Here is a 16,204-nt window from a genome sequence, read left to right on the forward strand (position 1 = left end):
GTAACTAATGCCCGAAGATATACCTGAAGATTTAACGCTCGCGAAAACCGATGCCGAACTGGCGGCAACCTATAAGCGTCACGCCAGCTGGCGTGATTACCTGGAACTGACCAAGCCGCGGGTGGTTGCCCTGCTGCTGCTGACCGCCATAGTGGGTATGTGCCTGGCCAGCCCCGGCTGGGTTGGCTGGGACATTATGGTTCCGGCTATTGCCGGTATCGGTCTGATGTCCGGCTCCGCCGCAGCCATTAACCATCTGGTGGATCGCCACATTGATGCCCGTATGGCACGCACCCTGCGCCGGCCGTTACCGTCCGGTGCCCTGTCGCCACGGCGGGTACTCAGCTTCGCCGGCATCGTCGGCGCAGTCGGCTTCGCCATTCTGGCCATCTGGGTCAACATGCTGACCGCCTGGCTGACATTCGCCAGCCTGATTGGTTACGCGGTTATCTATACCATGTATCTGAAGCGCGCCACGCCGCAGAATATCGTTATCGGCGGCCTGGCCGGTGCGGCGCCGCCATTACTTGGCTGGACCGCTGTCACCAACGAGATTCACCCCTTTGCGGTGCTGCTGGTGATGATCGTCTTTACCTGGACGCCGCCCCATTTCTGGGCACTGGCGGTGCACCGGGCGAAAGACTACGCCAAAGCGGACATTCCGATGCTGCCCGTTACCCATGGGATTGAATTCACCAAAACCTGCATCCTGCTGTATACCATCTTGCTGGGCGTTATCTGTCTGCTGCCCTATCTGGTTGGGATGTCGGGTCTGATTTACCTGATTGGCTCAAGCATTCTCAGCATCTGGTTTCTTGGCTACGCCTGGAAGCTGAAATTTGCGGCCAATAAGCACACGGCGTTCAACATGTTTAAGTTTTCGATCTGGCAGCTGTTCGCACTGTTCATACTGTTGCTGGTGGATCACTACTTTATGATGCCGGCGTTAGCATTTCGCTGATATTTTTTAGCAAAGGGAGCTTCAGATGCAAAAATTCCTGATTGGCTTGGTCGCGGTGCTGGCACTGGCTGGTGGTATCGCTATTTATCTGCTGTTGCCGCAGCCTCAGGCGAAAGCGCTGGTGTATGAGCCACCGCGGATTATCGCGCCTTTTAACCTAACCGGCGATGATGGCGCGGCGCTGCAGAATCAGGCGCTGGAAGGCCAGTGGACACTGCTGTTTACCGGCTACACTTTCTGCCCGGACATCTGCCCGACTACCATGGCCCAGCTTAAGAAGATCCTCCCCGAGCTGCAGCAGCATACCGAAGCGCCGGTGAAAGTGTGGATGATTTCCGTCGATCCCCAGCGCGATACCGTGCAGCGGCTGGCGGATTATGCCGGCTTCTTCGGCGAGGAGTTTTACGGCGTACGGGCCGAACACCCGCAGCTTTACCCCTTCGTTCAAGGCCTGGGCTTAATGTATTCTATTCCGGATGTAGACGAGACAGATTACCTGGTCAATCACAGCGCGGCGATCATACTGGTTAACCCCGACGGCAACCTGCAGGCGATTTTCAAAACCGACCATCAGCCTGGCCAGATCCCGACAGTGAATATGAAAGATCTGGTCAGTGATTTCAGCCTCATCGCCGACTAATCGGGCCAGCGGCCGTTGCTGTCTGGCCGGATAAACGGCTGCGAGAACCAGTAGAACCGACCGCTTTTTGATTTACTCGGCACCGTACAGTTAACCCGCGAACGACCTATAGGTACTGGCTGTGGCGTTTGCATGGTGAAGGTTAAGCCAACCCACACGGGTTCAACCACTTCGCCGCCGGCAAAGCAGTTGAGCTGCGCCGGGGCCAAATCATCACTGTGCGCCAGGCTAACCGCCAGCTCAGGAAATTTGGTTTCATGCTCCAGCACCATACTCTGGGGTTCTACTTCTGTAATCGGCAAGGGCAGGCTGAGTAGCTTGGTCTGCAGCGTTGCCAGGTTGGCATATTGCGCGGCCGCCGGAAAACGTGGCACCGCCGTTAGCGGCGTGTATTCACCCCAGGGTCCCGAATGCTGACCAAATGCGATATAGCCCTCTTCCGCCAGCATCGCCTCTAACTCCGGATTGTATTCACCATAAGGGTAAGCAAAAAGTTTCGGCTGTTCACCCAGCTCCGCTTCGATTTCGGCCTGCGCGTCAACCACATCAGCGCGCTGCCGCGCCAGCCATTCGGCTTCAGTCTCATCCTCTTGCCGCCAGGTCATATGCCCGTGGCTGTTGGAATGGTTCGCTATGGTAGCGCCATAATCCTGCAGTTCGCGCAGCTGATCCCAGGTCATGTATAAATGCGGTGTTTCGCGCATCAGTTCTGGATTAACAAATATCGTGAACGGCAGCTGATACTTCTTGAAGAGCTCCAGCCCCTCGGTATACACATTGCGCCAGCCATCATCAAAGGTTATCGCCGCCGTACGCTCAGGTAGCGGGCGGGACTCAGCCAGATAGGCGGCAGCCTCGGTCAGTGATAATACGGTAAAATCCTGCTCCACCAGATAAGCCAGGTGGGTTTCCAGTTCCACCGCTGTTACCGAAGTGACCCTGGGTGTATCATCACCAATATGATGATATTGCAGAATAGCGATACCAGCCGCAGCCGGATTTGAGATGACTAACCAGGCCGACCCGATAAAAACCAAAAACAGTCGCAACCACATACCTGACCTCCGCAATTTCTGGGGACAATGGCAGCATCATCGCATGATTTTCGCGATTGCCCTGCCCATGATTATTTCTAATATCGCCGCGCCCTTATTGGGGCTGGTGGATACCGCTATCATAGGCCATCTTGAGCGGCCTATCTACCTGAGCGCCGTTGCGCTTGGCGCTATGGTTGTCAGTTTCATCTACCTGCTGACGGTATTTCTGCGTATGACCACCACCGGCGACATCGCCCGTGCTTTTGGTGCTGAAGACATCAGGCGTCAGCAACAAACCGTCGTACACGGCTTATGGTTTGCGGTGGGGCTGGGGCTTGTCATTATGGTGGCGGCACCGGGAGTTATCTCGCTGGCCTGGTGGCTGATTGAGCCTCAGCCCGAACTGGCGCAGTTGAGTGCTAAGTATATCGACATCCGCTTGTGGGCAGCGCCGGCTGCATTAATCAACCTGGTGGTGCTGGGCGTACTGCTGGGTCGTCAACAGAGCCGGCAGGCGATGCTGCTGGTCATCTTTACCAATGCCGTCAACGTTGTCGCCGATGTCATCCTGGTAGTGATCCTGGACTTTAACGTTGCCGGCGCTGCCTGGGCTTCAGTCATTGCGGAAGTCAGTACGGCCATGCTCGGCCTTTACCTCATTCGAACCTTGTTGGCAGGAAGCAACTGGGGCATCAAATGGCCCGGAATGCAGCGTTTTCTGGGCATGAACCGGGATGTGTTTATCCGTTCGCTGTTGCTGCAGTTGTGTATCGCGACCATGACCGGCTACGCCGCACGCTACGGCGTGGTGGTGGTGGCCGCCAACGCCATTCTGATGCAATTTCTGATGCTGATCTCGCTTGGCCTGGACGGTATTGCCTATGCCGTTGAAGCCCTGACCGGCGCTGCCATCGGCCGCAAACGTGCCGCTGAGGTGCGTTACTGGATGCGCCTGACGCTCATCTGGTCGATCATTTTTGCGGTCGGCTACAGCCTGGTATTTTTGCTCTTTGGCAGCAGTATAGTGCGCTTGCTGACGGATCTGCCGGCGGTGATCAGCGCAGCGGAGAGCTACCTGCCCTGGCTTATTGCGCTACCCCTGCTGGCGCACTGGAGCTATTATTTCGACGGCGTGTACATTGGTCTGGGGCTGACCCGTGCCATGCGCGACACCATGGCGATCAGTGCCCTGGCAGTATTTGTACCCGTCTGGCAGGTCAGTCAGTGGCTGCTCACTAACGACAACGCCAACCACGGTCTGTGGTTGGCGTTGAGTTTATTTCTGTTCGCCCGCGGCGTTAGCCAGTGGCTCTACCTGAAGCGCCCCGGCCTGACACCGGAACAACGCATTCATCAGTAGTAGGAGTGCTCGCCGGCCTCATGCTCAGTGGCATCACGCACACCGGTCAGCTCTGACGGGAACTGCTGCAGCAGCTGTTTTTCGATGCCTTCTTTGAGGGTTACATCGACCATGCTACAACCATTACAACCGCCACCGAACTGCAATATAGCCACACCATCGTCAGTGATATGACTGATGGTGACGCGGCCACCATGGCTGGCCAGCTGCGGATTAATTTCAGCCTGGATAAGGTAATCGACGCGCTCAATCAGTGGCGCATTTTCGTCCACTTTCTTGGCTTTGGCGTTCGGTGCCTTCAGAGTCAGCTGTGATCCCAGATCCTGCTCTTCAAAATCGATAACGGCATCTTTCAGAAACGGCGCGCTACCGGAGTCAACCACGGCGTCAAAACCGCTGAACGGCAGTATTTCATCATCACCCTCTACCGATTCCGGTGGGCAATAGGACACGCCACATTCAGCAGTTGGCGTGCCCGGGTTCACCACAAATACGCGGATATTTGTGTTATCCGGTTGATCAGCAAGTAATTTGCGGAAATGCGCCTGGGCGCTTTCTGTAATACGAATCATGGGCAGTACACCTCAATGCTGTGCTTAGTAATATACTTGACTAAATTAGTAGGGTATATCTTACCGCAAATTTCATGCATTGCATAGTAAGTCACTTGGGCTGAGCTTAAATCTTTGCTAGGTTAAAAGCTGTTATTTACTGCTCAGGAAGTCATTATGCGACCCTTATTTTTACGTATGCTCAGCGTGGTTGCGGTAGCTTTCATGCTACCCGCGCAAGCCACCACTCTTACCGATTATTTGCCGGACGATGTCACTTATGACCCGGATGTTCCTACTCCTGCCGAGGTACTTGGCTACGAAGTAGGTGAATGGCATGTACGCCATGATCAACTGGTGCGTTATATGGAAGTACTGGCTGATCATTCTGATCGCTTTACGATCGAGTACACCGGCCGTACCCATGAACAACGCCCGCTGGTGCTGCTGACCATTACCGCGCCAGAAAATCACGGCAACATTGACCAGCTGCGCGACGCGCATATGGCAATTGCGGATCCAAACCGTAAAGGCGATCCGGCCACCGCCCCGCTGGTGCTCTATATGGGCTATAGTATCCATGGTGATGAACCAAGCGGCAGTAATGCGTCGCTGCTTTATGCTTACTATCTGGCCGCAGCGCAGGGCGAGAAAATTGAGCAGGTATTAAAAGACACCATCATCCTGCTTGACCCCAGCCTGAACCCTGACGGCCTGGCGCGCTTTGCGCAGTGGGTAAACCAGCATAAGAGTGAAAATCTGGTCGCCGATACCCAGCACCGTGAACATGTACAAGGCACGCCACGCGGCCGGGTCAACCACTACTGGTTCGACTTAAACCGTGACTGGTTATTACTACAACACCCTGAATCACGCGCGCGTATCGCGAACTTCCAGAAATGGAAACCAAACGTACTGACCGATTTCCATGAAATGGGTACCGACAGCACCTTCTTCTTTCAACCGGGCATTCCTACCCGCCGCAATCCCTTCACGCCAAAAGAGAACGTTGAACTGACGGCGGAGCTGGCGGATCATCACGCTGCGGCACTGGATGAGCAAGGCCATCTTTACTTTACTGAAGAAGCCTTCGACGATTTCTATGTCGGCAAAGGCTCAACCTATCCTGACGTACAGGGTGCCATAGGTATTCTGTTTGAGCAGGCTTCCAGCCGCGGCCATGCGCAGGATTCAATCAATGGCGTGGTCGAATTTCCGTTTACCATCCAGAACCAGCTGACGACCTCGCTGACCACTATGTATGGTGCGCACCAGAATAAGGCACTGTTCCTGGATTACCAGCAGCGCTTTTATGACAACGCCCTGGCCGAATCAACCAAAGCCGGTTTTCGTGGTTACCTGATCGGCGATGAGACTGATCCGGTGCGCCTCAACGGCATGCTGGAAATTCTTTCTCAGCATGGCATTAAGGCTTATGCGCTGAACGAAAGCGTGAAAATCGATAATGTGGTTTACCGTGCCGGCAGCAGCTATTACGTGCCGGTCGAGCAGCCGCAGTATCGCCTGATCCGGGCAATTTTCAGCACCCGTCAGAGCTTTGAAGATAACACCTTCTATGACGTTTCTGGCTGGACCCTGCCAATGGCATTCAACCTGAACTTTACCGAGTTCAAGAGCCGTCGGATCAACATCGCTGATAGCGCCTGGCAGCCAGTCGTCGATAAAGAAGTGACGCTGACCGACAACGCCTATGCCTACGCATTTGAATGGCATGGCTACCTGGCGCCGCGCGCCTTGCAGGAACTGCTGGAAGCCGGCGTCCATGTACGCCAGGCGGATAAATCGTTCACGGCCAAAACCGCTAACGGCACCCACGAGTTCACCCAGGGCAGCGTCGTGGTTACCCGCGCTTATCAGAAGCATGACTGGGCCAAGGTGCAGCAGCAGGTCGCTGATGTGGCAGCCCGCAACGAGCTTGCCGTGCACAGCATTAGCAGTGGTCTGACGCCGCAGGGTATTGACCTGGGTAGCCGCAATCTCCGTCCGGTCGATCCCGTGAATGTGATGATGCTGGTTGGTAATGGCGCCAGCATGTATGAAAACGGCGAAGCCTGGTACTACCTGGACCGCCACGTTGGCATTCCGCTATCCATGGTCGACACGGATCGCTTCAGCCGCATCGATCTGGATCGCTACACCCACATCATTATGGTCGATGGCAGCTTCCGTCCGCTGAGCAAAACCGATACCGAACGCCTGCAGCGCTGGGTTCGCAAAGGCGGCGTGGTTATCGGTCAGAAAGATGGCGCCCGCTGGTTAAGCAAAAACAACTTGCTGTCTGCTGAGTTTGTCGAAAAAGACGTATTCGACAAGGCCTTCCAGGTTAGCGACGAGCGTTTCGTGGACATGGACGACTATCATGGCCGCCGCCGTCTGGCAGGCGCCATTGTTGGCCTTGAACTGGACACCAGCCATCCGCTGGCGTTTGGTTTCCCACGGGCGAAACTGCCTATTTTCAAAGACTCGCTGACGGCCATGAACGTGCCTGATAAGAAGTTCATTACCGCGGCACGTTACCTGGAAGAACCACTGCTTAGCGGCTATGCCGCTAAAGAGAACCGTGAAGTACTGTCCGGCAAAGCCGCCATCGTTGCGCATCGCGTTGGTCAGGGCCGGGTTATTGCCTTTAGCGATAACGTGAACTTCCGGGCCTTCTTCTGGGGTAGCGCCAAGCTGCTGAGTAACGCCATCTTTATGGCGCCGGCTATTACCCCAACCGGTAATGCCGACGAAGATGCTGCCGCCGCTGCGGAAGAAGCAGCCGAGGCAGCGCACGCTCACTAGGTTCGTCTGAAGTAAGTATCTGAAGTAAGCGGTTGATGTGGCTCAGTATAAGCGAGCGTCCAGGCATCAACCGCTTTTGCCCCCCGCTTTAATAATGCTTGTGCCGCCGCAGAAACCGACGCACCGGTAGTCAGTACATCATCCACCACAGCGATAGTTAAACCCGTTACATCCCGCGTACAATGCATACTGCTTAACATGTTGGTCCAGCGCTCTGTCGCCGATGACTGATGCTGGGCGGTTTTATCCTCGTGAAGCCGGCGTAGCAGGCCCGGGGCAAATGGTATCTGTAACAGCGGCTGCAACTCCTGGCCGAGCAGCCCCGCCTGATTGTAGCCACGTTCACACCAGCGTTTGTAGGTCAACGGCATCGCCACAATGAGATCCGGCCAGGCCGCGGAGCGATCGCGATAGCAGTGCCGCACCTGGGCGGCCAGCAGCGGTGCCAACAAGCGCGCCAATTCCGGGCTACGGCGAAATTTAAAGCGGTGAACCAGTTGCTGCACCTCCGGCTGCCAGCTTAAGGCGGCGAACCAATGCCGGCCGCGGGCGAGTTCCGGCCGCTGACAACGCCAGCGCAGGCAGCCCGGCGGCAGGCGCGGTAAATCACGCAGGCAGACCATACAAAATCCGCCATGATCGCCCACGGCCATAGGCTGTCGGCAGATCCAGCAATATCCCCAGGGTAACTTGGCAAGTGCCTTCCACACAGCTAACATAAGCTCCTCCTTGAGCAGTAATAGCAGAACGACTAATGGTAACCTCTGTGTGGCAAAGCGTCAGCGGTGACGGAGCGGATATTGTTGTGCTCCATGGCTGGGGTTTGAATGCGAAAATCTGGACTCCGGTGGTACCGGCATTGTCTGAACTCGGCCGGCTGCACTGCCTGGATCTGCCTGGTTACGGCGAGTCGCCCTGGCCGGCAGACCTGCCGGTTACCTTCGACAATCTCTGTGAGCTGGTCAGCGCCGCTTTACCTGAGCGGTGTCACCTGGTTGGCTGGTCGCTGGGTGGTCTGGTCGCCACCGCCATTGCCCTGAAGCAGCCGGAACGAGTCCGTTCACTGACGACCGTGGCCTCATCGCCGCACTTCCCTGAAACCGGCGACTGGCCAGGTATCGAGCCCCATATTCTGAATACCTTTGCCCGTCAGCTCAGCAGGGATTTCCGTCGTACCGTCGAGCGTTTCCTGGCGTTGCAGTCGATGGGCAGCCCGCACGCCCGCGAGGACGTCCGCCAGATTAAAGAGTGGTTATTCAGCAAGCCGATGGCCGCTGTGGAAGTGTTAAACGCGGGGCTGGATATGCTGGCCGAAGTGGACTTACGGCCGCAGCTACAGCAGATCCAGATGCCTTTTCTGCGGATGTACGGGCGGCTTGACGCGCTGGTGCCCACCGCGGTGATTCCGCAGGTGGACGCGCTGGCGCCGCAGAGCCGATCGATAATTGCCGAGCGCTGCAGCCATGCGCCCTTTATCAGCAATCCGCAGCAGTTTATCCGCGACTGGCAGGCCTTTTTTCACGACCTGCCCGAGCCACGCTGACCACTATCTCTGACAAAAAGTGCAGTACACAGTGCTGCGCTGGCCCAGCCGGATCTCTTTGAGCCTGGCTTTACACTGCATGCACTGCTTGCCGCCCCGGCCATACACCATCAACTGCTGCTTGAAATAACCAGGCTGGCCGTCGGCCTGGGTAAAATCCTGCAAGGTGGTACCGCCCTGGCGGATGGCCTCGGCTAAAGTTGCTTTGATCACCGGCACCAGTTTTTCATAACGCGCTTTGCTGACTTTCCCCGCCGCCCGTTTTGGATTGATTCCGGCTTTAAACAAAGCTTCGTTCGCATAGATATTACCCACGCCCACCACCACGTGATTGTCCATCAGAAAGGTTTTAACGGCTTGTTGGCGTCCGCGCGAGGCATTGAACAGGTAATCTGAATCAAAGCCGTCAGTGAGCGGTTCAGGGCCTAATTCGGCCAATAACGGGTGCGCCTGTTGCGGATCCTCAGCGCTGTACAGCCAGCAGCCAAAGCGCCGGGGATCGTTGAATCGCAACACCTGGCCGGAATCCAGCACCAGATCAATATGATCATGCTTTACCACGAGCGTGTCGGCCGGCACCACGCGAAGCTTGCCGGACATTCCCAGATGCACAATCAGATAGCCGCCGGTGGTCTGAATCAGCAGGTATTTTGCGCGGCGTTCAACCGCGATGATGGTTTCACCAACCACCGCCTGGGCAGCATCGGGTACTGGCCAGCGCAGACGCGCATCGCGCACAATCAGGCCGGTAATCCGCCGCTGCAGCAAATGCGGCTCAATACCACGGCGGCTGACTTCCACTTCTGGTAATTCGGGCATCGTTGTTCACTTGTGTTTGTTGAAAATCTCACCTATATTCGCGGCGTTGGCAAAACGGGATCACCGAGTTTCATGCACACTGCAGAATTATATTCCGACCTACCGGTACAGGCGTTTCAGACCCAGGCCATCGACATGGATCAGCTGGTTGAACACGGCTATGTGATTGTACCTAATTTCCTTGCCAGCGCCCAATGCAGCATTATCTTTGATTATGCCCGCGAACTGCCTGCCGGTGCTTGGCAGCAGGCCGGTATTGGCCGGGCTGATCAATACACCACCAATACCGCCGTGCGCCAGGACAAGATCCGCTGGCTAAGTCCGGCACTTGCCGTTGAACGCGATTACCTGCAGATGATGGAGCACCTGCGGGAACTCATTAACCGTGAGCTGTTCATGGGTTTGTTCGATTACGAATGCCATCTGGCCCACTACCCGCCAGGTTCGTTTTACCGCAAGCATCTGGACGCCTTCAAAGGGCGCAGCAACCGCATTCTTACCACGGTTTTCTACCTGAACCCTGAATGGCAGGCCACTGATGGCGGCGAACTGGTCATTTATGGCGATCACGGCGAGGTACTTGAAACCGTATTACCGCAAGCCGGTAAACTAGTGCTGTTTTTAAGTGACAGGTTCGTTCATGAGGTGCTGCCCGGCCAGCGCGACCGCTTCAGCATTACCGGCTGGTACCGGCTTAACGCCAGTATCGGGGGCGTGATTGATCCCACCCGCTAGGCTGCGGGCGTGGTATTTCAGACACAAAAAACCCGGCGCAGGCCGGGTTTTTTAATTCATGCTATGCCGCAAAAATCTTATTTGATTTTCGCTTCTTTGAACATCACGTGTTTCCGAACCACTGGATCGAATTTTTTGATTTCCATTTTTTCAGGCATAGTACGCTTGTTCTTGTCGGTAGTGTAGAAGAACCCAGTACCGGCAGAAGAGACTAAACGAATCTTATCGCGCATAGTTTAAATTCCTTACACTTTCTCGCCACGGCTGCGCAGATCCGCAAGCACCGAGTCGATACCGTTTTTATCAATAATGCGCATCGCTTTAGTAGTAATACGCAGCTTAACCCAACGCTTTTCTGATTCAACCCAGAAGCGGTGAGATTGCAGGTTCGGCAGGAAACGACGCTTGGTCGCGTTGTTTGCGTGAGAGCGGTTATTACCCGCTACCGGACGCTTTCCTGTAACTTGACATACTCGTGACATTGTTTTTACTCCAAAATTGCTTCAAGCTCGCCTGACGCCCATCGCGGCCTTGCGTTCAAATCCGAGGGCGCATTTTATACAGCAAATCCGCCCGTCAATCAAGTGATCGCGGCGATTTTTTGATCTTTTTGATCGTGTCTGTCTGTGTAAATATGCCGCGCTACTTTACTTGAAATACCGCCAATGTGCCAGTGATTATCGCGGCACCGGTTAAAATAGTCTCTAGAGCAGCCCACGTTCGGCAAAGGATACCGGTTCGCCGGCGCCGATCACAAAATGATCCAGTAGTGCCACATCGATCAATCCCAGCGCCCGCTTCAGTCGTTCCGTTACCCGCTGATCCGCCTGACTGGGTTCAGCGACGCCGGACGGATGGTTGTGGGCCAGTATCACGGCGGCCGCGTTATGCTGCATCACCAGTTTAATAATTTCGCGCGGATAGACCGGTGCCGCGTTGATAGTGCCGTGAAACAGCTCCACATATTTTAGCAGACGGTGCTGACTGTCGAGCAGCAACACCACAAACACTTCGCGCTGCTGATGCCGCAACTGGGCGGTGAGATAATCCCGCACCATCGCCGGCTGGGTAAAACCATCCTCGCGCTGCAGCTGCCACGACAGATAGCGCCGGGATATTTCCATCACCACCTGCAGCTGCATTACCCGGGCTGGCCCTAAGCCGCGCTGGGCGAGCAGGTCCCGGGCGGGAGCTGAGAGCATACCGCCTATGCCCTTGAACGTTTGCAGCAGGTCACGGGAATAGGCAACCACATCCTTGCCCGGGATGCCTGTACCTAACAAAATCGCCAGTAGCTCCGCATCACTCAGATTGCTGACACCCAGCTCAGCCATTTTTTCGCGGGGCCGTTCCTGCACCGGCCAGTCTTTTACTGAATCCATGAAAACCCTCCGTGGTTTTTACAATAAAAAAGCCACCTGCTGGTGGCTTTTCAGAGCACTCGCAGATCCACGAGTTTACTAATTTCCGGTAGGGCCTGTCATGCCGCTTCGCTGGTAAGCTTCGACGAATCCCCGGCCATCTTCCCGATCATTTTCAATATCTGCAGTCGACCGGCAAATACGTTTTTTAAAGTTGGTGCCCACTACATGCTCATTACTGCATATATGAGTCACTTCGCCCTCATCATTCACAATACGTGTATAGCCACTGCCAATGTCTTCCTCTGACGTGTTCGCACACCCGGCAATCAATAATGCGCCGCAGGCTGCTAATAATAATTGCTTCATTTCTTATCCTTAATGTTGATTTTACGCCCCTACATTAGAACAGTTTTCAGGTACAGGCTATAGCCAGTTTGTAACAATTTATACACTCGCCAAGGGCGGCCTGCCTATGCTATGGTTAGCGCAACTAAAAGGTAAGGACTCACTATGACTGCAAGCCCTGATATGCCGCTATCCGGACGCAAGATACTGGTCGGGATCAGTGGTGGCATCGCCGCTTATAAAATACCTGATCTGGTGCGCCGGCTGCGCGATTATGGCGCCACGGTGCGGGTGGTAATGACCCATGGAGCCAAAGCCTTTATCACACCACTTACTTTACAGGCGGTGTCGGGGCATGCAGTACATGACGATTTGCTGGATCCTGATGCCGAAGCCGCCATGGGTCATATTGAACTGGCCAAATGGGCTGATCTGATTGTAATTGCCCCGGCGTCAGCGAGCATTCTGGCGCGGCTAGCCCACGGCCTTGCGGACGACCTGCTCAGTACCCTGTGCCTGGCCACTCCGGCCCCCATCGCAGTAGCGCCTGCCATGAACCAGCAGATGTGGGCGGCAGCCGCAGTCCAGGACAATATCGCCACCCTGAGCCGCCGGGGCGTTCATATTATAGCCCCCGCCAGCGGTGCCCAGGCCTGCGGTGATGTGGGTGCCGGCCGCATGCCAGAGCCGCTCGATCTGCGTGAGCAGATTTGCCAGTTACTCAGTCCGGCTGAAGGGGTGCTGCAGGGAAAGCACGTGCTGATCACCGCCGGCCCCACCCGCGAAGCCGTTGACCCGGTGCGTTACGTCAGCAACCATAGTTCCGGCAAAATGGGCTTTGCGCTAGCCGCAGTTGCGCAGCAGATGGGCGCGGAGGTGACGCTGATTGCTGGTCCCTGCCATTTACCTACGCCGCCGCAAGTGAAGCGCATTGATGTCGAGTCGGCCGAACAGATGCTGAAGGCCGTGCAGGATCGTGTAACGGCCGCTGATTTCTTTATCGCCTGTGCCGCCGTGGCCGACTACCGCCCCACTGCCGTCGCCGACAGCAAAATCAAAAAATCAGCCAGCAGCATGACCCTGGAGCTGGTGCGTAATCCGGATATTCTTGCCACAGTGGCAAGTAGCAGCAAGCCGCCGTTCACCGTTGGCTTCGCCGCAGAAACTCATGCCGTCGCGGACTACGCGCAGGACAAACTCAAACGCAAACGGCTGGCGATGATTGCTGCCAATGATGTCAGCGACACCAGCATCGGCTTTAACAGTGATGAAAATGCCATCAGCCTCTTCTGGCTGGACAGCCAGCAGCAACTGCAGAGCAAGCCCCTGGACAAAGCCAGCAAGCAGCAGATTGCCCGCGGCATTCTGGAGCAGGCCGCCCGGCTGCATACCAGCAACGACTACAGCATCGCTACAGACTAACCTGACGAAAAACTGAGACCTATAACTATGACCACCAAAAAACCGAACCGCAAAGAGCAGATCCTCGGTACCCTGGCCGCCATGCTGGAAACCAGCCCGGGCCAGCGTATCACTACCGCCCGGCTGGCGGCTGAAATGGGTGTGTCGGAAGCGGCACTGTACCGGCACTTCCCGTCTAAAGCCCGGATGTTTGAAGGACTGATCGAGTTCACCGAGGACGCGGTGCTGTCGCGGATCAATCAGGTGCTTGAAGTGGAGAAAGACACCCTGGTGCGCTGCGAGATGATATTGCGCGTGGTGCTGACCTTTGTCGAACGCAATCCTGGCATCACCCGGGTACTGACCGGCGATGCGCTGATGGGTGAACATGATCGGCTACGGGCCCGGGTGCTGGGTATCTTTGAGAAAATTGAAGCCAATCTGAAGCAAGCTATCCGCGAGCGCCGGTTGCGCGAGAATGTACAAACCCGGATAGACGAAGGGGTACTGGCGAACCTGCTTATGGCTTATGCCGATGGCAAGATCGCGCAGTTTGTCCGCTCAGAATTCAAGCGTGCGCCAACCGAGCACTTTGACGAGCAGTGGCAAACGATGGCGCAGCAGTTACTGAGTTAATTATTCTGAGGTCCGCGCCCGGCTGAGCAGGTTAATCGCTGCCTGCTGGGGCGTGGTTTCACCGTAGAGCACATCGTAAAGTTGCTCGCAGATAGGCATTTCAACGCCATTGCGACGTGCCAGCGTAACCACTTCACGGGTATTGCGGTAGCCTTCAACGGCCTGGCCGATACTCTTCATGGCCTCATCCACCGACTTCCCTTTGCCAAGAGCCAGCCCAAACCGCCGGTTACGGGACTGATCGTCGGTGCAGGTTAAGATCAAATCCCCAAGCCCGGCCATACCGGTGAAGGTTTCCGGCCGCGCGCCAAGTTTTAATCCCAGCCGCGTCAGTTCCGCTAAGCCGCGGGTGATCAAAGCCGTGCGGGCATTAGCACCAAAGCCGATGCCATCCGCCATACCGGCACCGATCGCAATCACGTTCTTGACTGCGCCACCCAGCTGCACGCCGATAAAATCATCGTTGGTATAAACCCGGAAGCTGCGGTCGCAGTGCAGGAGCTCAGATAAGTCGTAGACAAATTTGTCGTTGGTGGACGACATCGAAATCGCGGTCGGCAGGCCTTTCGCCATTTCCATAGCGAACGTCGGTCCGGATAGTACTGCCAGCACCCGATCACTGCCAAGAATCTCTTCTGCCACCTCAAACAACAGGCGGCCAGTTTCGGGCTCCAGCCCTTTAGTCGCCCAAGCCACCCGCGCATCGGCCCGCAAATGTGGCTGGATGTCTTTGAGCACCTCAGCGAAACTGCCACTTGGCACGACCACCACGATATTTACCGCGTCTTCAACGGCAGCAATCAGATCCGAGGTCAGGATCACGGCTTCAGGTAATTCAACACCAGGCAAATAACGGGAATTTTCACGGGTTTTCTGCATCGCCGTGATTTGATCTTCATCACGGCCCCACAGGCAGGTTTTGGTGCCCTTACGGGCAAAGCAAAGTGCCAGGGCGGTTCCGTAAGAACCCGCACCCAGCACTGTAACTTGCGTATTGCGCATAGGTAGTTAGCGTCAGCCCTTAAGCGTCAGCTTGTTCGCCTTGCTGCTGACGTTGTTGCAGGTGTTGTGCGAAGATCGCATCAAAGTTCACCGGCGCCAGGTTCAGCTGTGGGAAGGTCGAACGGCTAACCAGGCTCGCCAGGCACTCACGCGCGTAAGGGAACAAAATGTTCGGGCAGAATGCACCCAGCAGGTGCGCACGCTGGTTGTCTTCGATCGAGTCAGCGATGGTGAAGATACCGGCCTGATGAACTTCAGCTAAGAATGCTACTTCGTCACCAACTTTGTTGGTCGCAGTGATTTTCAGAACCACTTCATAAACGCCATCTTCGATGATGGTATTTTTTACGTTCAGGTCCAGATTCAGTTCAGGCTTCCACTCTTTGCGGAAAATCGCTGGTGCGCCTGGCGCTTCAAAAGACACATCTTTAGTGTAGATGCGCTGAATTGCGAATGCTTGTTCTTGCTGTGCGTCGGTTTGAGCGGCGCCGTTCGTTTGCTGTTCGTCAGCCATGATAGTTACTTCCTATAAGATTGAGTTCTGAATTATTTTTTAACGAGTGGAAAACTGGCGCTCTGCCAGGCAGCGATACCACCCTGCAACAACGCGACCTGCTCATAACCTGCTTTATTTAGCTGTGTCGCAGGCCCTTTCGCGGTCATTCCGGTAGCGCATACCACAACGATGGGGGCAGATTTGTATTTCTCAAGCGCGCCGAAGTCATTTTTCCGGATCCGCTCAGCCGGAATATTCAGTGAACCCTGGATATGGCCTTTGCGAAACTCGTCAACAGAACGAATATCGACAAACACGCCATTATTACGATCAACCAGCAAAGTCGCCTGCTGCGGTGGCAGCGCCTTCACTTTAGAGGTTGCCGCCTGCGCATAAGTGACAATTAAGGCGATTAACAATACAACCCAAAGAATACTCATCAGGTAATGGTCGCCAGCGAATGCGAGGATCTGCTCCATAGTACGAATAGCTCCAACTGAAAAAATCAA

The 16,204-nt window shown here is 55.4% G+C and carries 19 protein-coding genes; 8 read left to right on the forward strand and 11 right to left on the reverse strand.

Annotated elements, in window-relative coordinates:
• Window positions 1-7: 7 nt before the first annotated feature.
• Window positions 8-961: a heme o synthase gene (gene cyoE, locus IDSA_RS05925; protein WP_084694059.1), complete on the forward strand. Its 954-nt coding sequence runs from the start codon at window positions 8-10 to the stop codon at window positions 959-961.
• A gap of 25 nt (window positions 962-986) precedes the next feature.
• A complete protein-coding gene (locus IDSA_RS05930) occupies window positions 987-1,601 on the forward strand; it encodes an SCO family protein (RefSeq protein WP_034775159.1) in 615 nt (204 codons plus the stop codon).
• On the opposite strand, the gene IDSA_RS05935 is transcribed toward IDSA_RS05930, so the two are convergent.
• Window positions 1,598-2,656, reverse strand: a complete 1,059-nt coding sequence (locus tag IDSA_RS05935) for a polysaccharide deacetylase family protein (protein WP_034775246.1) — start codon at window positions 2,654-2,656, stop codon at window positions 1,598-1,600. The two genes, IDSA_RS05930 and IDSA_RS05935, sit on opposite strands and share 4 nt — an antisense overlap.
• A 43-nt stretch (window positions 2,657-2,699) precedes the next feature.
• Here IDSA_RS05935 and IDSA_RS05940 point away from each other — a divergent pair, with 43 nt between their 5' ends.
• Window positions 2,700-3,998, forward strand: coding sequence for an MATE family efflux transporter (locus IDSA_RS05940; RefSeq protein WP_051986121.1), 1,299 nt, complete (start codon window positions 2,700-2,702; stop codon window positions 3,996-3,998).
• Here the strand turns inward: IDSA_RS05940 and nfuA are convergent.
• Complete coding sequence (gene nfuA / locus IDSA_RS05945; RefSeq protein WP_034775160.1) at window positions 3,992-4,570, reverse strand: Fe-S biogenesis protein NfuA; 579 nt, start codon at window positions 4,568-4,570, stop codon at window positions 3,992-3,994. The two genes, IDSA_RS05940 and nfuA, sit on opposite strands and share 7 nt — an antisense overlap.
• A 156-nt stretch (window positions 4,571-4,726) precedes the next feature.
• Between nfuA and IDSA_RS05950 the strand changes: the two genes are divergently transcribed.
• Window positions 4,727-7,354, forward strand: coding sequence for a M14 family zinc carboxypeptidase (locus IDSA_RS05950; RefSeq protein ID WP_126760550.1), 2,628 nt, complete (start codon window positions 4,727-4,729; stop codon window positions 7,352-7,354).
• On the opposite strand, the gene IDSA_RS05955 is transcribed toward IDSA_RS05950, so the two are convergent.
• Entirely contained in the window at window positions 7,351-8,073 is a 723-nt protein-coding gene (locus IDSA_RS05955; protein ID WP_051986122.1) for a ComF family protein, read from the reverse strand. The genes IDSA_RS05950 and IDSA_RS05955 overlap by 4 nt on opposite strands.
• A 35-nt stretch (window positions 8,074-8,108) precedes the next feature.
• Between IDSA_RS05955 and bioH the strand changes: the two genes are divergently transcribed.
• Window positions 8,109-8,897, forward strand: coding sequence for a pimeloyl-ACP methyl ester esterase BioH (gene bioH / locus IDSA_RS05960; RefSeq protein WP_034775162.1), 789 nt, complete (start codon window positions 8,109-8,111; stop codon window positions 8,895-8,897).
• 3 nt (window positions 8,898-8,900) lie between these two features.
• Here the strand turns inward: bioH and mutM are convergent, their stop codons facing one another.
• Entirely contained in the window at window positions 8,901-9,716 is an 816-nt protein-coding gene (gene mutM / locus IDSA_RS05965; protein ID WP_034775163.1) for a bifunctional DNA-formamidopyrimidine glycosylase/DNA-(apurinic or apyrimidinic site) lyase, read from the reverse strand.
• Between the two features lie 72 nt (window positions 9,717-9,788).
• Between mutM and IDSA_RS05970 the strand changes: the two genes are divergently transcribed.
• Window positions 9,789-10,451, forward strand: a complete 663-nt coding sequence (locus IDSA_RS05970; protein ID WP_198024046.1) for a 2OG-Fe(II) oxygenase — start codon at window positions 9,789-9,791, stop codon at window positions 10,449-10,451.
• Between the two features lie 77 nt (window positions 10,452-10,528).
• On the opposite strand, the gene rpmG is transcribed toward IDSA_RS05970, so the two are convergent.
• The 4 genes from rpmG to IDSA_RS05990 all read right to left on the reverse strand — a co-directional run bounded on the left by rpmG (window position 10,529) and on the right by IDSA_RS05990 (window position 12,181).
• A complete protein-coding gene (gene rpmG, locus IDSA_RS05975; RefSeq protein ID WP_034775164.1) occupies window positions 10,529-10,684 on the reverse strand; it encodes a 50S ribosomal protein L33 in 156 nt (51 codons plus the stop codon).
• A gap of 12 nt (window positions 10,685-10,696) precedes the next feature.
• Entirely contained in the window at window positions 10,697-10,933 is a 237-nt protein-coding gene (gene rpmB, locus IDSA_RS05980) for a 50S ribosomal protein L28 (RefSeq protein ID WP_034775165.1), read from the reverse strand.
• Between the two features lie 222 nt (window positions 10,934-11,155).
• Entirely contained in the window at window positions 11,156-11,833 is a 678-nt protein-coding gene (gene radC, locus IDSA_RS05985; protein WP_034775166.1) for a RadC family protein, read from the reverse strand.
• 78 nt (window positions 11,834-11,911) lie between these two features.
• Entirely contained in the window at window positions 11,912-12,181 is a 270-nt protein-coding gene (locus IDSA_RS05990; RefSeq protein WP_034775167.1) for a hypothetical protein, read from the reverse strand.
• Between the two features lie 162 nt (window positions 12,182-12,343).
• On the opposite strand from IDSA_RS05990, the gene coaBC reads away from it, so the two are divergent.
• Both coaBC and slmA read left to right on the forward strand, forming a co-directional pair.
• The gene (gene coaBC / locus IDSA_RS05995; protein WP_034775250.1) at window positions 12,344-13,582 is read left to right on the forward strand and encodes a bifunctional phosphopantothenoylcysteine decarboxylase/phosphopantothenate--cysteine ligase CoaBC; all 1,239 of its coding nucleotides are present in this window, start codon (window positions 12,344-12,346) and stop codon (window positions 13,580-13,582) included.
• Between the two features lie 27 nt (window positions 13,583-13,609).
• Window positions 13,610-14,197 carry a nucleoid occlusion factor SlmA gene (gene slmA / locus IDSA_RS06000; protein WP_034775168.1) on the forward strand — a complete coding sequence of 196 codons (588 nt, stop codon included), beginning with the start codon at window positions 13,610-13,612 and terminating at the stop codon, window positions 14,195-14,197.
• On the opposite strand, the gene gpsA is transcribed toward slmA, so the two are convergent.
• The 3 genes from gpsA to IDSA_RS06015 are packed head-to-tail and all read right to left on the reverse strand — an operon-like array spanning window position 14,198 to window position 16,174.
• Window positions 14,198-15,199, reverse strand: a complete 1,002-nt coding sequence (gene gpsA, locus IDSA_RS06005) for an NAD(P)H-dependent glycerol-3-phosphate dehydrogenase (protein WP_034775169.1) — start codon at window positions 15,197-15,199, stop codon at window positions 14,198-14,200.
• A 19-nt stretch (window positions 15,200-15,218) separates the two neighbouring features.
• A complete protein-coding gene (gene secB / locus IDSA_RS06010) occupies window positions 15,219-15,713 on the reverse strand; it encodes a protein-export chaperone SecB (protein WP_034775170.1) in 495 nt (164 codons plus the stop codon).
• 32 nt (window positions 15,714-15,745) lie between these two features.
• Window positions 15,746-16,174, reverse strand: a complete 429-nt coding sequence (locus IDSA_RS06015; RefSeq protein WP_034775171.1) for a rhodanese-like domain-containing protein — start codon at window positions 16,172-16,174, stop codon at window positions 15,746-15,748.
• Window positions 16,175-16,204: the final 30 nt, after the last annotated feature.

It is taken from the genome of Pseudidiomarina salinarum, assembly GCF_000753715.1.
Lineage (GTDB): Bacteria > Pseudomonadota > Gammaproteobacteria > Enterobacterales > Alteromonadaceae > Pseudidiomarina > Pseudidiomarina salinarum.